This is a genomic window from Acinetobacter lwoffii (assembly GCF_029024105.1).
Classification (GTDB): Bacteria; Pseudomonadota; Gammaproteobacteria; order Pseudomonadales; family Moraxellaceae; genus Acinetobacter; species Acinetobacter lwoffii.
This window is the reverse complement of the sequence record NZ_CP118963.1, coordinates 737,273-753,985: the sequence shown is the minus strand read 5'-3', so window position 1 is coordinate 753,985 and position 16,713 is coordinate 737,273. Positions and strand designations below refer to the sequence as shown.

Here is a 16,713-nt window from a genome sequence, read left to right as displayed (position 1 = left end):
ATGTGATCAAGCCACTTTAACCCTCTGTAATTAAAGTGGCTCTATGATCACAGACTATTTATGATTTTTATTGTTTTCAGATTTGTCTTGTTGATCCTTGGTGTTTTTATCCTGATCTTGTTTCGATTCATCCTTTTTGGACTGAGATTTGCTTTCTGAATCTGTATCTTTGGCATCTTGCTGCTGATCCGAATCACTTTCCTTCGATTGATTATCTTTCATTTTATTCATCGTATCAGTCGCCATCTGTTTCAGATCAGCGAACTTAACCGAGGCTTCGCTGAATAAGTCTGTGATTTTCTGTCTAGTATCTTCAAACTTATGCATGGCTTCATCTTTTAAATTTGCCATACTTGCCTGCTGATCGGTCTGACCATCTTTAGCATTTTGTTTATCTGACTTGTTAGATGATTTATCTTGAGATGTATGATCTGCTTTGGCCTTTTTCACATCATCCGAACCTTGCTCAGCATGTTGCTGGCCGTCAGATTTACCATGTTTCAGCTCATTCAGAAGCTTTTCACCTTTTTGCAATAGCTCCTCACCGATCGCAATCGCCTTGGCTTTTAGATCATCCATCTTAAAGCTTTCAGTTTTTTTATCGGACTGATTCTCTTGAGAACTGTCTTTTTGCGCTGATTGCTCAGCATTTGCATCTTTGCCGTTGTGCTGGGTATCAGACTTCTGATCAGCATGGGTCTGGGCACTTTGACCGTTCTTATGTTCCTGATTATGCTGTTTATCTATCTCGTTTTGCTTTTGCTCTTTAGCAAGCTGATCATTTAATTCGCGTGCATGTTGTTCTTTATCTTGATTTTGCTTCGACGTATTGTTTTGGTTCTGCTGAGTCATGAGGTACCCTCCTTAGGCATATCATATAAACAATCAGCCATTTTTTAGCACAAAGCATCACGCGAATCGGGCGAAGTAAGCAAACTGCAACAAAGCCTGTACATGTTGTTGCTATTGTTTGCAGGATGTAGCATGAGCTGAGTCAAATCTGTATTGAAAAGCTATATGCTAAAGATGATGCAGGCTTTTGTATTCGGGCTGTCCAAGTCCATCTATTCGCAGGGTTTCAGCAAAGCATTTCTTTGTAATCCCCTCGGCATCATGTAAAATTATGGCCCATTGCATAATGAATACGAATGAGAGAGTGAATCCGTGCGTAAAATTTTAGTCACCAATGCCCTTCCTTACGCCAATGGCCCGATTCATATGGGTCACTTACTTGGCTATATCCAAGCAGATATTTGGGTACGTGCCATGCGTGCGATGGGTCATGATGTGACTTATGTCTGTGCGGATGATGCTCACGGAACCGCGATCATGCTACGTGCCGAAGCGAATGGCATTTCACCTGAAGCGCAAATTGCCAATGTGCAAAAAGAACACATTCGTGACTTTGACGGTTTCGGTGTGCATTTCGATCATTATGATTCTACACATAGCGATACCAACCGTGCCCGTGCGTCAGAAATCTATGTGAAAAACCGTGATGCGGGCAATATTGCAGTTCGTCCGGTGACCCAGCTTTTTGATCCTGAAAAAGGCATGTTCCTGTCAGACCGTTTCATTAAAGGCACCTGTCCTAAATGTAAGGCGGAAGATCAGTACGGCGACTCATGTGAAGTCTGCGGTGCAACTTATAATGCGACAGAGTTGTTGAATCCGCATTCCACTTTAAGTGGCGCAACTCCAGTCGAAAAATCATCTGATCATTACTTCTTTAAATTGCCAAATTTTGGTGAATACCTGCAAAAATGGACTCGTGATGAAGGTCGCTTGCCGGTATCGATTGCCAACAAGCTGGACGAATGGTTTGAAAATGGCTTGAACGACTGGGACATCTCACGTGATGCGCCATACTTCGGTTTTGAAATTCCAGATGCGCCAAACAAATATTTCTATGTTTGGGTGGATGCGCCGATTGGTTATATGTCGAGCTTTGAAAACTACATCAAAACCAAACGTCCTGAATTGAATTTTGATGACTACTGGAAAAAAGATTCTGAAAATGAGGTGTATCACTTCATTGGTAAAGACATCGTGTATTTCCATGCCCTGTTCTGGCCGGCAATGCTTGAAGGTGCAAACTACCGCACGCCATCAGGCTTATTCGTGAATGGTTTCTTGACTATCAATGGCCAAAAGATGTCAAAATCTCGCGGCACATTTATTAAAGCGGAAACCTATTTAGAGCATTTAAATCCTGAATATCTACGCTATTACTTCGCGTCGAAACTTTCTGACAAAGTTGAAGATTCTGACCTGAACCTTGATGATTTCGTTCAGAAAGTAAATTCAGATTTGGTCGGTAAAGTCGTGAATATTGCCAGCCGTTGTGCAAAATTCATTAACACCAAATTTGACAACAAATTAAGCACTACATGTACTGAACCTGAATTGGTACAAAACTTTATTGATGCCGGTAGCTCAATTGCTCAGGCTTATGAAGCACGCGAATTCTCTGCGGCAATTCGTGAAATCATGGCGCTGGCAGACAAAGCCAACCAATACATCGATGAGAAGAAGCCTTGGGCACTTGCGAAACAGGAAGGTCAGGAACAACAGGTTCATGATGTATGTTCTGTGGGTATCAACCTGTTCCGTCAATTGGCGATTTATCTTGCGCCTGTATTGCCAACTTTGGCTCAGCAGGTTCAAGATTTCTTGCAATTAGCTTCTTTCGACTTCACTTCTCGTGAAACGATTCTGGTCGGTCATGAAATTGCATTATTCCAACCTTTAATGCAACGTGTTGACCCGAAAGCTGTAGCTGCGATGGTCGATGCATCTAAAGATTCTTTAGCTGCGCCTGCTGCTGAACCAGCAAAAGCTGAAAAGAAAAAAGAGAAGAAGATTGAAAAGAAAGCTGAACCTAAAGTCGGTGAAGCTGAAATCATTAATATTGATGATTTTATGAAAGTTGACCTGCGTGTGGCTGAAGTTTTGGAAGCTGCAACGGTTGAAGGTTCTGACAAGCTGCTTCAACTCACTTTAAATGTCGGTGAGGCTGAGCCACGTAATGTGCTCAGTGGTATTCGTGAGTTCTACCAACCTGAAGACTTAAAAGGCAAACTGGTGGTGATGGTGGCGAACCTTGCGCCACGTAAAATGCGTTTTGGGATCTCTAACGGTATGGTGCTAGCTGCGGGTAATGGCGACGGCGTTTGGGTGATTTCACCTGAATCTGGTGCTAAACCGGGTGATAAAGTGTCTTAAGATTTAAGTCATAAATAAAAAATTCCCTCTTTAAAGAGGGAATTTTTTATTCTTCCATTATTTTTTCCCATTGATACTGACAGTATCCACATAAACCTTCACTCCATGTAACCTCCTCAGGGCTTAGAGCTGTTTCACACCGTGAACATACATGATGGGCTTTTTCTTCACAGTGTAAACAGAAACCTTCTTCCATTGAATAAGTAGCTTCGCAACACTCTGGGCAAACTGTATAAGGGTCTTCTCCACCATCTTTATAATGATGATATCCATAATTTCTATTTTGATCTTCAGACACAGCTGAATTGATAACTGTTGTATAAGACATAATATTTTGACAGGATAAACAAATGTAATCTGTCTCTTTAATATCTACGCCGGTCTCAACTGGTTTTATTAAATCAGATCCACAATTCAAACAAACTGAGTTATTAAGCAGCTCTTCTTGCTTAGCACTCATATATATATTTCTCCCTAACTGGACTGCACAATCTTGTTTTTCAGCAGTATAAACTTCCCGTACATCCAATAGTTTGTTCCAATATTCTGTTCCAAATAAATCAGATGGCTCTTTTTCTAAATAATTACGGGTAAACGCGTTAATAATATTAAAACTATGAGCAAGAATAGACTCAATAGTTTTAGGGTTTTCATTACTAAAATAATGTTCAATGTTATTTCTATATGCCTGAATTTTATCTAGTTGTTTCCAATCAACAATTATATCCAGACTTTTAAAACGATCCTGAATGCCTTGTACATCCACTGTTTTTTTCCCGTCCCCTACAAAAGTAATTTCTCCATTTATAAATTTTGGGGTAATTTTTTGCTTTATCAGGACTTCATCACTATCTTCATCACTTAACTCTGCCAGATGATATTTAAATAGAAGTAAAATGCCAGAAAATAAGTTTCTAGTACAAGAGGTTAATCTCTTAGGATTCTTAGCAATCAACTCATAGTCTTCAATCCCTAATTGAATAGAATCAATTGCATTTTTTAAAATACTCATTTTGCTTGTCCTACTTATCTCATTATGCATTACTAAATTCAGTCTAAGCATCTAATTTAGTGGAATTATTTGGTTAAGATAACACCAAATATTTTAATAGTGAAAAAATCATAAAGGCATGCTAAAAAGATTTATCCTTTTAAAACTTATAAGAAACCTATGAAAAATTTAAAACCACTTTTCCTAGCCCTAGCTCTAAGCACCACAGCCATCACAACTTAAGCAGCTGAACCCACCACCATCACCTAAAAACAAGTCGCTGGCTAATCCCCTCATAAAATCCAAATATAAAAAAGCCTCTATTTCTAGAGGCTTTTTTTATTGCTGGGTCACTTAGCCTTGCAACACAAATTCCCAAATCACATAGCCCAGTCCAAAACCAAGTAGTGAATATAAGGTAATAATGAAAAATACAAAGCTGGCATTGTTTTTTCTTTTCCAAAAACTCATCGCGACACCCAAAGCTTGTTCGTAATACCCCATGTTAACGAGCTTTTCATAAAAAGTGAAATGTATCTAAGCATTTTATTTATAATAATATTTTCATTAAAAATAAATTCTTTACTTTCAAAAAATCAATATACAGATTCAGACTGATTTTTTAGTACAGATGCCAAATCAGCACTTCCATTTTAAAAAATGGTAAATATATTCATATTCTTTTTCGCTGGCATCCGTGCTAATACATAGAATTGACTTTAATTACATAAGAATAGCTATGAAATACTTCACTTCTTCTCTCGTCGTGTCATTGCTTGCTTTAGGTTCAATGGCGGGTATCTCTCAAACACATGCACAATCCGTTTCTAGCACCCAACAACAAAAACAGGTTCCCGGTTATTATCAACATAACTTCGGGGATTACCAAATTACTGCCCTGCTAGATGGCACCAATTATCTGTCCAAAGCCTTATTTAAAGATATTCCAGCAGCTCAAGCCGACCAGATATTGAAAAAATACTACGTCGATCAAGCTAAAGGCATCCAAACCTCCGTGAATGCCTTTCTGGTCAATACAGCCAAGGAAATGGTTCTGGTCGATAGTGGGACTTCAAGCTGTAATGGTCCACACCTAGGTTCAGTGTATTCCAATTTAAAGGCTTCAGGGCATAAACCTGAACAGGTCAATGCCATCCTGCTCACGCATTTACATCCAGACCATGTATGCGGTATAAGTAATAATAGTGTTGCCAATTTTCCCAATGCCAACATTTATGTGTCTCAAGCTGAACTGGATTTCTGGATGAATCCCACAACGGTAGAAAAATTACCAAAAGCCAAGCAGGCAGGTTTTTTGGGCACAGTCGATAAAATCAAGAAAGCCATTGCACCCTATCAGGCCAAGAATCAGCTCAAAACCTTTAAAACTGGCGATAAAATCCATGCTTTCGATGTTATCAGTTCGGCTGGACATACACCGGGGCATTTTGGTTTTAGCTTAAAATCTAAAGGTCAGCAGATGGTGTTTATTGGAGATATTGTGCACTCACATACGCTGCAGTTTGATCGCCCACAGACCGGCGTTGACTTTGATGTCGATCCGAAAAAGGCGATCGAAACCCGCTTAAAATATTTTGCTGAATATGCGAAAAATGGTCAGACGGTAGCAGCACCACATTTGCCATTTCCGGGGATTGGACATATTTATTCTAAAGACAATAAAAGCTATCAATGGATTCCGGTACATTTTAAAGATTAATTGAATACTTCAATAATTTTATCTAAGCATGAAACCCTAATTTTTTAGGGTTTCATTTATTTTAAATATCCTTCAGCCAGATTCCCTATGACTTGGTAAATTTAAAACTTGAATGACGCTTTGAAATTTAAAAGCAATAGTTTCGTTTATTTTTAAATTTTTTCTTAAAAATCTTTTACTTTTTACGTGCACCTTTAGCATGCTTTTTTAGCACCGTTTTTCTTACGATAAATATAAACACCTAAAAATATAATATAAATCTGAATTTTATGAACTCTCGCCATGTCTTAGTTTGGTGCAAAAAAATAGTAACGTGCTTTATATCGAGTCTTATCAATTTCAAGAAATTCTTCATCAAAATTTCCCTTGCTTAGCCCTCTTCTACAATCAATTTGCCTCTATATACTGATTTTCTTTTGTGATCCCGCGCACTAAATTGGAACGCACCATGCAAAATATAGACTTATTATTTCTTCTTCTCGGTGCAGTTCTAGTGCTTGCCATGCATGCTGGATTTGCTTTTTTAGAGCTTGGAACAGTTCGACATAAAAACCAGGTCAATGCCCTAAGTAAAATTTTAACTGACTTTGCCATCTCCGCCATCGCTTATTTTTTAGTGGGCTACTATATTGCCTACGGTCAGCACTTTTTCCATGATGCTGCAACCTTGTCTGCCGATCATGGCTACAATCTAATGCGCTGTTTTTTCCTGTTGACCTTTGCTGCAGCAATTCCAGCGATTATCTCTGGAGGAATTGCGGAACGTGCCAAAATGCGTTCACAGGCTTTAGCCACCCTATTCCTGGTTGCGCTGACCTATCCTTTTTTTGAAGGTATGATCTGGAATGGCAACCTTGGTTTTCAGGATTGGCTGACCCATGCATTTGGTGCAAGTTTTCATGATTTTGCCGGCTCAGTTGTCGTTCATGCAATGGGCAGCTGGATCGCACTGGCTGCAGTAATACTGCTTGGTGCGCGTCATGGCCGTTACAAAAAAGATGGCCGGATCACCGCGCATCCTCCTTCATCAATTCCTTTTTTGGCTTTAGGCTCCTGGATTCTGATTGTTGGATGGTTCGGTTTCAATGTCATGAGCGCGCAGCGGCTGGATGCCATTTCTGGGCTGATCGCTATTAACTCTTTGATGGCCATGGTCGGTGGAACAATAGCAGCCAAAGTTGCGGGGAAAGATGACCCGGGCTTCCTGCATAATGGTCCTTTAGCAGGTCTGGTGGCGATTTGTGCCGGATCAGATGTCGTTCATCCCTTGGGTGCTTTTTTTATCGGGATCAGCGCCGGTATTATTTTTGTGAAATTCTTTACCTATACCCAAAATAAACTCAAAGTGGATGACGTATTGGGAGTCTGGCCTTTACATGGCGTTTGTGGTGCTTTTGGTGGATTAGCTGTGGGTATTTTCGGTCAGCAATGGCTCGGAGGAATGGGAGGAGTGTCTTTAATTTCACAACTCACAGGTACGGTGCTGGCGATTGTCATTGCTTTGGCGGGTGGTTTTTTGGTGTATGGCCTGCTTAAGGTTTTGATGGGTATTCGCCTGACTGAGGAAGAAGAGTTCAACGGTGCAGACCTGTCGATTCATCGTATTTCTGCTAATTCGGAAGAAAATACTTTTTAATGGATATAAAAAAAGCCTCTAGGGCTAGCGGCTTTTTTTATTTATAAGCAGCACGTCTATACGAGATAATTACTTCATACCAAAGATCAGTTTTAAACCAAGTACCGTCATAACTGCGCCTGCGGCGCGGTCAAACAAAGCTTTAAACTTCAAATAAACACGACGTGGCTTTTCCGCAGATAATGCAACTGCGACCAGTGAACACCAGCCCGCATCAATAAAGAAACATAAGACAGGTAAAACAAAATAAAAATACGTTGGAATTTCTTTGGGCAATAACGCGGTAAAAATACTGGCAAGCACAATCGCAATTTTAGGATTGGACAACTGTGTAATTAAACCTGTGGTAAAGGCACGGCGTAAAGACATCTGTTTGGCAATGGCGACATCCGCTTCGATCGGATCTTTGGCATGTTTAATAATTTTAAACGCCAGCCAAAGCAAATATAAACCACCACAAATTTTTAAGGCCAGATAAGCCGAAGGTACAGCCAGCAAAAATGCCTGCAAACCCAGTACTGCCAGCAGACCAAAAATCGCTGCACCGAGACCAGTACCCAATGCAGTAAATAAACCATGTTTACGTGAAATGGCAATTGAATTTTTTGCCACATAAATAGAAGTCGGCCCGGGACTCATTGCACCTAACATCAGGGCAAAAGCAATCGAACCTAAAATCCAGAATGATTCCACGAGATAACCTGACTTAAAAATTGAAGGGCTATTTTAAGCACAAACCTGACAATTTGCTGTAAAAATTTCTGGATTTGTCATGAATTTTAACTATTGCAATTACTTAAGGTTTCAACTGATCCTGAGCACTCAAATGCTTGTCTAGCAGTTGATAATCCTGCTCATGTACAGGTACACCGCCAATAATCATGGTGCGGGTTTCTGTTTTAGGTTTGTTCATCGCATCATCACAGCCCGACAGACTGAGCAGCATGCCGACCCACACAGCACAGGATAATATTTTCATTATTCTACCCTCCTCAGGGTTTCCTCTGTTTAGATTAGCATTATTGTTTAAATAATCAGCGGAATATTTGTGACAATCTACGACCAATTCGATGGTGATCAGCTAATAATGGGCTATTCAAAAGCTCTGATTTTTAGCACTTCCGCTATAATGCTTACATCATGAACTTTGCGAAAGTTTATGTTTGAAACCATTGCCCAAAATATTCCAGATCAACAAATTAATTTTCACGATATTACTTTAACAATACGTCGTCTGGATCTGGTGCATCCGCAAATTTCGGGCAACAAGTTTTTTAAACTGAAATACAATTTTCTTGAAGCCAAAAGACAGGATTATCAGCATATTCTGAGTTTTGGAGGTGCTTATTCCAATCATATTGCCGCTACTGCATTTGCCTCACAGCAGTTTGGTTTTCAGAGTGTTGGTATGATTCGAGGTGAAGAACTGGCTGATCGACCATTGAATCCAACATTAGCCACCGCCCAGCAATTCGGGATGCAGTTGCATTTCGTCAGTCGTGATGAATATCGACGCAAGCAACAGCCTGAGTATTTGGCCGAACTCGCTCGACAATTTCCTGAACATTATATTATTCCTGAAGGTGGAACCAATGCTTTGGCGATTCAAGGTTGTCAGGAAATATTAAAAGATGGCGATGCGCAATTTGATGTGATTTGTTGTGCAGTAGGCACCGGTGGCACCATCAGTGGATTGATCGAAGCCAGTCATGGGCATCAACAGGTTTTAGGATTTTCTGCACTGAAAGGTTCATTTTTAAAAGATGAAATCGCTCAACTAACGAATAAAACCAACTGGAATATTCTCGATGATTATTGCTGTGGTGGCTATGCCAAAACCAGTGCAGCCTTGATGCAGTTTATCCGGGATTTTGAAGCGGAATTTGCAATTCCACTGGAGCAGATCTACACGGCTAAAATGCTGATGGGGATTTTTGATCTAATCGAGAAAAATTATTTTCCGGCTGGATCAAAACTGTTGGTGATTCATACTGGTGGTCTGCAAGGCCGTCATATTCCCTTTGATTTTATAGCAACTTAATCTTCAATCGGTTGATTGTTATTTAAGGCAATTAACCCTTTGACCAAGCGGTAGATATGCCAGATAAAGACCAGAAATACAATCAGGAAGCCAATCAAGATCACGGTTAATAAGCCACCGACGATATAGCCCAGCAAACTGATCCAGAAGGTTTTAATTTGCCAGTCGACATGACTTTCCAGCCAGGTACCGCGCATTTCATCACGCTTGATATAATTCATCACAATCGCAATAAATGGGGTCAGACCAAGAAAAAATCCTAAAATATAAAGAATATAAGTAATCAGATTATATTGTTTTAAATCTTCCGCGCTTGCCATTCGCTTTTCCTTGTTATTATCTTTTTAGTTTGTACAAAAACTATGCATGATTTTTAAGCAGCTTTCAAATATTTTATGTTTAAAATCCGCTGTAAATCTGCAATCACGGAACTGATTTTTCTGGAATAGAGAAAGCTGAAATAAAATTGTCTATAATGCTTCCCTTTTCTTCTCCCTTGAGTGTGTGATGTCTTCCAAGCAATACGATGTTCTAGTCATAGGTGCCGGTGCCTCAGGTTTAATGACGGCGTATATGGCTGCGCAACGTGGGCGTAAAGTCGTGGTGGTGGAAAAAGCCAACAAGGTTGGCAAAAAAATCCTGATGTCTGGCGGTGGTAAATGTAATTTCACCAATCTGGAAGTCGAACCGAGCAATTATATTTCACACAATCCACATTTTGTGATTTCAGCTTTAACGCGTTATACCAATTGGGACTTTATTGGCTTGGTATGTGAATACGGCATTGCCTATGAAGAGCGCAAACATGGACAGCTGTTTACCTTAAATGGTGCAAAAGATATCTTGTCGATGCTGCTGGCGGAATGTGACAAAACTGGGCTGGTCGATATCAAAACCAGCTGCGAAGTGAAAGCAGTCAATCCAGTCGATGATCAAGGCTTTCAGGTGGCGACCTCACTGGGATACTTTGAAGTTGAATCTGTCGTCGTGGCATCTGGCGGTTTATCTATTCCTACGCTTGGCGGTTCAGGCATTGGCTATGAGATTGCAAAACAGTTTGGACATCACGTCTATCCAACCCGTGCCGGACTGGTTCCATTTACTTTTTCTGACGGATTTAAAGAAGTCACGACACGCTTAAGCGGAAATGCTGTAGAAGCAACACTCTCCAATGAGCTTAATAGCTTTACCGAAGCGCTATTGTTTACCCATCGTGGTTTGAGTGGGCCAAGTTCCCTGCAACTTTCCAATTACTGGAATGTTGGTCAGAGCTTTAAGGTCGATTTCTTACCGAGTCTAGATTTACTGGATTTCTTTAAAACGAGAAAACAAAATCAGCCCAAAGTCTTGCTGCGTACATTACTGAATGAATATTTACCGAAAAGTGTGGTGGCTGAATTACAAAGTCTGATCTGGACTGAAAGCGCTGAAACTGCCATTGGCAATATCAGTGATGACAAGCTGGAACAGATTGCGGCACGTCTGCATGGCTTTGAAGTGAAACCTTCAGGAACAGAAGGCTACCGTACAGCGGAAGTGACTTTGGGTGGTGTAGACACCACGGAAGTATCCTCAAAAACCATGGAAAGTAAAAAGCAGAAAGGCTTGTATTTTATTGGTGAAGTGCTGGATGTCACCGGACATTTGGGCGGTTATAATTTCCAATGGGCATGGTCATCGGCACATGCCGCATCGGAATATATTTAATCAATAGATAATCTGGTTTGCTACTTAACTCATTCCAGATAGTCTGTTTTAAACAGGTTGAGATTGGCCGTATTTGTTAAACGGTCAATCGTCAGCTGCATTTTTTGAGCTTCTCGCAGAAATAGTGGTACGTCATCTGCTGAAGATGCCATGAATTTATGTTGGAGTGCTTTCCACATATTGTTGATCTCCTTTTCTTTATATTTTTAATGCAAGAAAAATACCAAAATCATTTTAGTATTCACTTGAATATTCTATATTTTTTAAAAAATAAATTCTATTACTAGTGACTGAGCAGGATTGACTTCTCAGTTAAATTCGTCTGTCTCTGGTATTTTCTTATCTAGCTCTCGCTCAGACTGCTCGTCCTGTGTGCTCTTCACAAAAATAAATCGATAGGCAGCGGTAAAAAAGCCAATCGTAATTCCTGCAATGACTAAAGGAGCCAGAACTTTGTTAGGTTTCTTGGTATTCATTCATTTTTCCTTATGACTGAACAAAATCGACCACATGAGCGTGGTCGATTTTGCTTAAAGATAACAGGTTATTTCAGGTCATCTTTTTTCTGAGTTGAACGGTCAATATCGACATCTGGCTCTTTTTCTCCGGTTGAACCAAATGGATTATTGGCTGGTGGATGAGTCGGATCGACTTTTACTGAATCTGGTACGGCCTGATCCGCATCCGGATTGACAGGATCAATACCTAATGACTCATCATCCTGTGGTGCAGTGGTAAGGATTGCCGGGGTAGTATGGGATAAATCCGTACTCATAGGCGTACTCTTGTCTGAATCCTGATTTGGCACGATGCCTGCTCCTGGAGTTGTGATTGAGGAATCGCTAGTACCCGTAGCAGTTTGCGAACCACCAGAGGACTGGCTCATTGAGCTATCTGTAGAACTCATACCCATCGCCGCACCTGTAGTACCTGACATGTCGGCTGCACTTGTACCTGTGGTCTTGCTACCTAATCCAGAAAATATGCTGTTCTCAGCTTTTTCTTTGACTGGGTTAGGGTCTTTGGCTTCTCGTTTGGCTTTATCAATCAAATCTGTGAGTACACGCTCCGCAGGTTGACGACCACCCAAACCAAATGCCAAGGCAAATGCCACTGCTACAGCACCCAAAGTTAGACCAAATGCCAAGTTAACAATTGAATCGGCAATACCCATGGCACGCAGACCCATTGCCACAACGAGTCCCATGATCAGAACACGAACCAGATTGGCTAACCAGCGTGAGCTGTTATATTCACCACGTTGTACGATATTCGCAACAATATTTGCCAGCCAGAAACCGATTACCAGAATCACCGCACCGAGCAGGATATTGGCACCGAAGTAGATGAACATTGCAATAAGACCACTGATCTGTTCAAAGCCCAGACGGTTCGCTGCTTCAGATACCGCAAATAGCATGGTGAATAAAACGATCAGGAAACCGACTACACTGGAAAGTTTAGTCGTGCCTAAAAAACGCTGGATATCCAGTTTGGCAGGAATTTCATCAACACCTGTACCGGCAACTACTTCAACTACCAGACGTGCTACCAGTTTAGAGACCACATACGCCAGAATCAGAATCAACGCAGCAGCGATAATATTCGGAATGGCATTCATGATTTCATATAGCATGGCTGTAGCAGGCTGAGAAATGGCCTCGATACCCAATGCTTCAAATGCAATGATCAGTGCCGTAATGATCACCACGGCGAAGATAAATGAACCAATCACCTGAGAAACATTCGAGTTTTTGAAGATGCCTACTTTTTCAGCATGTTGCTGTACGTTCAGACTGTTTAATAGTCCTTCAACAATACCGCGCACAATTTTCGCCAGGATATAACCGACAAAAATGATGACTGCAGCAATGAAGATGTTTGGTAAGTAACTAACAACATCGGTCAGCATATTCTGAACTGGTAACAGCAGACCGTTGAGACCCAGAATAGACAGCACGATTGGCAAGAACAGTAATAAAATTAACCAGTAAGCAATTTCACTGATGTTTTTACTAATCGGACTGACACCGACTTCAGCACTGAGTTTTTCATCGAGTTGCGTTCGGTCTAGCAGTTTTTGTAGCCCTATCTTCACCAGATTGGCCACAATCCAACCTATGAATCCGACTGCAATTGCACCTAGTAACTGCGGGATAAATAACAGGAACTGCTGGATCATATTACTGAATGGACCGCTGACACTGGTAAGATTGAGCACGTTCAGCGCACCAATCACGGCAATAATCAGAATAATCCAGAACACGACGCGGGCGATAATGCTCTCCACATTGGAGTGATGACCTGTCGCCGTATTTAAATGTGTATTGGTGCCCAGTTTCTGCAAGAGCTTTTTAACGCCTGCCGAGACCAGTAACGCAATGATCCAGCCAAGTACTAATATGGCAATTGCACTAAGAATGGGATGGAATTGATCCCAGTAGTACATGGCATCGAAGCCACCACGCGGGCTTCTCATATAATCATTCATGTTGTTCTACCCTCTTTGTTATTAAGCTATTTATCTGAAATCGGGGGCATCTCCCTGAAACAATCAGCCCCTTCTTTTTCCGGATTCATATTAGATTTGATGTTTTCAGACTCAAGCCAGGTAGATGGCACTACCTTAAAACATCACCATCCATTGCAAAAAAGCCCCAGTGGTTCACTAGAGCTTTTCAGGTATTTTCAGTTATTGAGTCGCCTGTCCATCAGTCGCAGTTGCTGTTGCTTCTGTGCCATCACCCACGGTTGCTGTAGCTTCCGTCCCCTCATTCATGGTAGCCGTGCCTTGTGTAGGCTCACCGACTGGAGTTGAATTATTTGGGGTAGCAGGCTGTACATTCGGATTTGGATGTCCTGCAGGAGCATCATTCGCATCTGGATTCATGTCAGCAAACATATAGAACAGTAGTGCGAGTAAAAAAATACCGACCAAAATCAAGATATAAACAGGGATACGCTTTTTCTGCGTCACGTCTGCCTGATGATTTAAAGGTGGTTTTTTATTGAAATCATCGACCATAACCATCCTCACTCTTTGTTATTCATAAGTAGATTTTTAGAATAACAAGCTGTGAATAGGGCTTCTGTGACAAAACATGGTGAGATGGTGACGGGATGTAAGTCACTAATCCATCAGAATTCTCTGCTAGATGCTACTTTAAAATAGCCGTTTGGCTGGGCTATGTTGCATATCGACTGGGGTTTCGTGTTCATCTTTCAACTGCACCCCTGAAAGCTGTAACTCACAGGATTTACGCATCAATGCGACCAGTCGCTGGATAGCCAGTGGATAGGCCAAGCCCGCAGAACGGACATTGGAAATACAGTTGCGCAAGGCATCATGACACCCTTTAAAAGCATTATAAGTGTAATAAATTCCCATACTATCGGGTGAGCTCAAACCCGGCCGTTCGCCAATTAGCATGACCAGCATTTTCGCCTGTAAAATTTCTGCCAATTCATCACCCAGTGCCACACGACTGCCACGGGCAATCACTAAGGGGGCAATCTGCCAGCCTTGTTCTTTGCATGCCTCTAGCAAGGCCGAAATAAAATGCAGGCTATTTTCCTCAATGGCACGTGCTGATAGTCCATCTCCCAGCACAATGGCTACATCCCAATGTTGCTGATGTTCGGCCCGGTATTGCTGCAATATCGTTTTGGACTGTTCTGAAAGCACACGCCCAAGATCGGGACGTTTAAGATAAAGATCTTTCTCTACCGCCTGGCTTTCAATTTCCAGAATAGGCAGTCCCGTTTTAGCTAAGCCAGATTTTAAGAATTCAACATCAAGTGGCTTCAGTACCGCATCTTTAGCTTGCGCATGTGCCAACTGAAATTCCAGACTTGGTCGAGTCGGCAAGCTGCCCCCAGTTCGACCTAAGGCAATCCGTGCATCAGTAAAGGCTTTTAATTTTTGCCAGGGATTATCCTGTAATTGGGACTCAAATTTCACATCGGCAATCAGTTTCATAGTACTTCCTCAAGACAGGATTAGACGTGAAAATTGCTTCGGCAACTCTGTTGGCCAGTGCAGCTGATTAGACTGTTGCGCCAAAATTCCCTGATGCTCCAGCCAGTAGTCAAATTCGGGTGCCGGTTTTAATCCCAGTAATTGCCGGATGTAGAGCGCATCATGAAAGGAGGTCGTCTGATAGTTCAACATCACGTCATCTGAACCGGGAATACCCATGATAAAATTCAATCCGGCATTGGCAAGCAAGGTCAGCAGTGCATCCATATCATCTTGATCGGCATCGGCATGATTGGTGTAGCAAATATCACAGCCCATTGGCACACCGAGCAGCTTGCCACAGAAATGATCTTCCAGCCCGGCCCGGATAATCTGCTTGCCGTTATACAGATATTCTGGCCCGATAAAGCCGACTACAGTATTGACCAGCAAGGGATTAAACTTACGCGCCACGGCGTAGGCACGCGCTTCCAGGGTCTGTTGATCCACGCCATGATGGCCATTGCTGGATAAGGCACTGCCCTGTCCGGTTTCAAAATACATGACATTTTGGCCCACTGTGCCGCGTTGCAGGCTTAAGGCAGCTTCATAGCCTTCCTGCAGCAGCGCCAGATTGATACCGAAACCAGTATTGGCTGTTTAGGTTCCCGCAATGGGCTGGAACATCAGATCAATCGGAACATTTTTATTTGCCAGCTGAATGCCAGAAGTAATATGGGTCAAAACACAAGATTGAGTCGGAATCTCATATTCCTGAATGACATGATCGAGCAGTTTGAGCAGCTCAGTCAAATTCTGCAGATTATCTGTGGCCGGATTAATCCCGATCACGGCATCACCATTGCCATACATTAGTCCATCCAGAATCGAAGCTGAAATGCCTATCAGATCATCAGTCGGGTGGTTCGGCTGCAAGCGGGTAGAAAGATGCCCTGCCAGCCCGATGGTATTTCTGAACCGAGTCACTACTCGGCATTTTTTTGCCACCAGAATCAGATCCTGATTGCGCATAATTTTGCTCACTGCTGCGACCATTTCCGGAATCAAGCCCATTTTTAAAGCAGCAAGTTTTTCTGTGGTGGCATCTGCACTCAGCAGCCAGTTACGAAAATCCCCCACAGTAAAATGCGAGATCGGATAAAAGACATCAGCATCATGTTCATCCATAATCAGGCGGGTGATTTCATCCTCTTCATAAGGAACCACAGCTTCTTGCAAAAACTGCTGTAATGGTACTTCTGCCAGACACATTTGTGCAGCAACACGCTCGGTTGCATCAGTGGCCACAATCCCTGCCAGCTGATCGCCAGAACGTTCAGGCGTAGCCTTAGCCAACAGGGTTTTTAAATCCTCAAAGACATAATGCTGACTGGCCACATTAATCTGATACAACATAAGCAAGTTCTCCCTGCTA

General features: G+C 41.9%; 16 protein-coding genes and 1 pseudogene. 5 read left to right on the top strand and 12 right to left on the bottom strand.

Annotated elements, in window-relative coordinates; all coding sequences use genetic code 11:
• Window positions 1-54: 54 nt before the first annotated feature.
• The gene (locus PYW33_RS03490) at window positions 55-852 is read right to left on the bottom strand and encodes a putative sodium/potassium/calcium exchanger (protein ID WP_004645855.1); all 798 of its coding nucleotides are present in this window, start codon (window positions 850-852) and stop codon (window positions 55-57) included.
• Window positions 853-1,164: 312 nt separating this feature from the next.
• On the opposite strand from PYW33_RS03490, the gene metG reads away from it, so the two are divergent.
• Window positions 1,165-3,225, top strand: a complete 2,061-nt coding sequence (metG, locus tag PYW33_RS03485; RefSeq protein ID WP_004645856.1) for a methionine--tRNA ligase — start codon at window positions 1,165-1,167, stop codon at window positions 3,223-3,225.
• Between the two features lie 46 nt (window positions 3,226-3,271).
• Here the strand turns inward: metG and PYW33_RS03480 are convergent, their stop codons facing one another.
• Both PYW33_RS03480 and PYW33_RS03475 read right to left on the bottom strand, forming a co-directional pair.
• The gene (locus PYW33_RS03480) at window positions 3,272-4,237 is read right to left on the bottom strand and encodes a type 2 periplasmic-binding domain-containing protein (protein WP_004645859.1); all 966 of its coding nucleotides are present in this window, start codon (window positions 4,235-4,237) and stop codon (window positions 3,272-3,274) included.
• A 333-nt stretch (window positions 4,238-4,570) separates the two neighbouring features.
• Complete coding sequence (locus PYW33_RS03475) at window positions 4,571-4,687, bottom strand: hypothetical protein (protein WP_086044934.1); 117 nt, start codon at window positions 4,685-4,687, stop codon at window positions 4,571-4,573.
• Between the two features lie 268 nt (window positions 4,688-4,955).
• Between PYW33_RS03475 and PYW33_RS03470 the strand changes: the two genes are divergently transcribed.
• Together PYW33_RS03470 and PYW33_RS03465 are read left to right on the top strand one after the other, a co-directional pair.
• On the top strand, window positions 4,956-5,936 hold the full coding sequence (locus PYW33_RS03470; RefSeq protein WP_004645860.1) for an MBL fold metallo-hydrolase: 981 nt from the start codon (window positions 4,956-4,958) through the stop codon (window positions 5,934-5,936).
• 448 nt (window positions 5,937-6,384) lie between these two features.
• Entirely contained in the window at window positions 6,385-7,572 is a 1,188-nt protein-coding gene (locus tag PYW33_RS03465; RefSeq protein ID WP_004645861.1) for an ammonium transporter, read from the top strand.
• Window positions 7,573-7,641: 69 nt separating this feature from the next.
• Here the strand turns inward: PYW33_RS03465 and PYW33_RS03460 are convergent, their stop codons facing one another.
• A complete protein-coding gene (locus PYW33_RS03460) occupies window positions 7,642-8,265 on the bottom strand; it encodes a LysE family translocator (protein ID WP_004645862.1) in 624 nt (207 codons plus the stop codon).
• A 103-nt stretch (window positions 8,266-8,368) separates the two neighbouring features.
• Complete coding sequence (locus PYW33_RS03455) at window positions 8,369-8,551, bottom strand: NF038215 family lipoprotein (RefSeq protein ID WP_004645864.1); 183 nt, start codon at window positions 8,549-8,551, stop codon at window positions 8,369-8,371.
• A 180-nt stretch (window positions 8,552-8,731) separates the two neighbouring features.
• Here PYW33_RS03455 and PYW33_RS03450 point away from each other — a divergent pair, with 180 nt between their 5' ends.
• Window positions 8,732-9,613: a 1-aminocyclopropane-1-carboxylate deaminase/D-cysteine desulfhydrase gene (locus PYW33_RS03450; protein WP_004645865.1), complete on the top strand. Its 882-nt coding sequence runs from the start codon at window positions 8,732-8,734 to the stop codon at window positions 9,611-9,613.
• Here the strand turns inward: PYW33_RS03450 and PYW33_RS03445 are convergent.
• The gene (locus tag PYW33_RS03445) at window positions 9,610-9,933 is read right to left on the bottom strand and encodes a DUF4870 family protein (protein WP_004645866.1); all 324 of its coding nucleotides are present in this window, start codon (window positions 9,931-9,933) and stop codon (window positions 9,610-9,612) included. The two genes, PYW33_RS03450 and PYW33_RS03445, sit on opposite strands and share 4 nt — an antisense overlap.
• A 187-nt stretch (window positions 9,934-10,120) precedes the next feature.
• Here PYW33_RS03445 and PYW33_RS03440 point away from each other — a divergent pair, with 187 nt between their 5' ends.
• A complete protein-coding gene (locus PYW33_RS03440) occupies window positions 10,121-11,320 on the top strand; it encodes a BaiN/RdsA family NAD(P)/FAD-dependent oxidoreductase (RefSeq protein ID WP_004645867.1) in 1,200 nt (399 codons plus the stop codon).
• 29 nt (window positions 11,321-11,349) lie between these two features.
• On the opposite strand, the gene PYW33_RS03435 is transcribed toward PYW33_RS03440, so the two are convergent.
• The 6 genes and pseudogenes from PYW33_RS03435 to PYW33_RS03410 form a co-directional block, all read right to left on the bottom strand.
• Window positions 11,350-11,499: a hypothetical protein gene (locus PYW33_RS03435; RefSeq protein WP_004645868.1), complete on the bottom strand. Its 150-nt coding sequence runs from the start codon at window positions 11,497-11,499 to the stop codon at window positions 11,350-11,352.
• A gap of 129 nt (window positions 11,500-11,628) precedes the next feature.
• Window positions 11,629-11,796 carry a hypothetical protein gene (locus PYW33_RS03430; RefSeq protein ID WP_004280748.1) on the bottom strand — a complete coding sequence of 56 codons (168 nt, stop codon included), beginning with the start codon at window positions 11,794-11,796 and terminating at the stop codon, window positions 11,629-11,631.
• 68 nt (window positions 11,797-11,864) lie between these two features.
• A complete protein-coding gene (locus PYW33_RS03425; RefSeq protein WP_004280750.1) occupies window positions 11,865-13,811 on the bottom strand; it encodes a mechanosensitive ion channel in 1,947 nt (648 codons plus the stop codon).
• A gap of 201 nt (window positions 13,812-14,012) precedes the next feature.
• A complete protein-coding gene (locus PYW33_RS03420; protein WP_004645869.1) occupies window positions 14,013-14,345 on the bottom strand; it encodes a hypothetical protein in 333 nt (110 codons plus the stop codon).
• A 138-nt stretch (window positions 14,346-14,483) separates the two neighbouring features.
• A complete protein-coding gene (eutC, locus tag PYW33_RS03415; RefSeq protein WP_004280754.1) occupies window positions 14,484-15,299 on the bottom strand; it encodes an ethanolamine ammonia-lyase subunit EutC in 816 nt (271 codons plus the stop codon).
• 9 nt (window positions 15,300-15,308) lie between these two features.
• Window positions 15,309-16,694: pseudogene (locus tag PYW33_RS03410) on the bottom strand (ethanolamine ammonia-lyase subunit EutB).
• Window positions 16,695-16,713 lie beyond the last annotated feature (19 nt).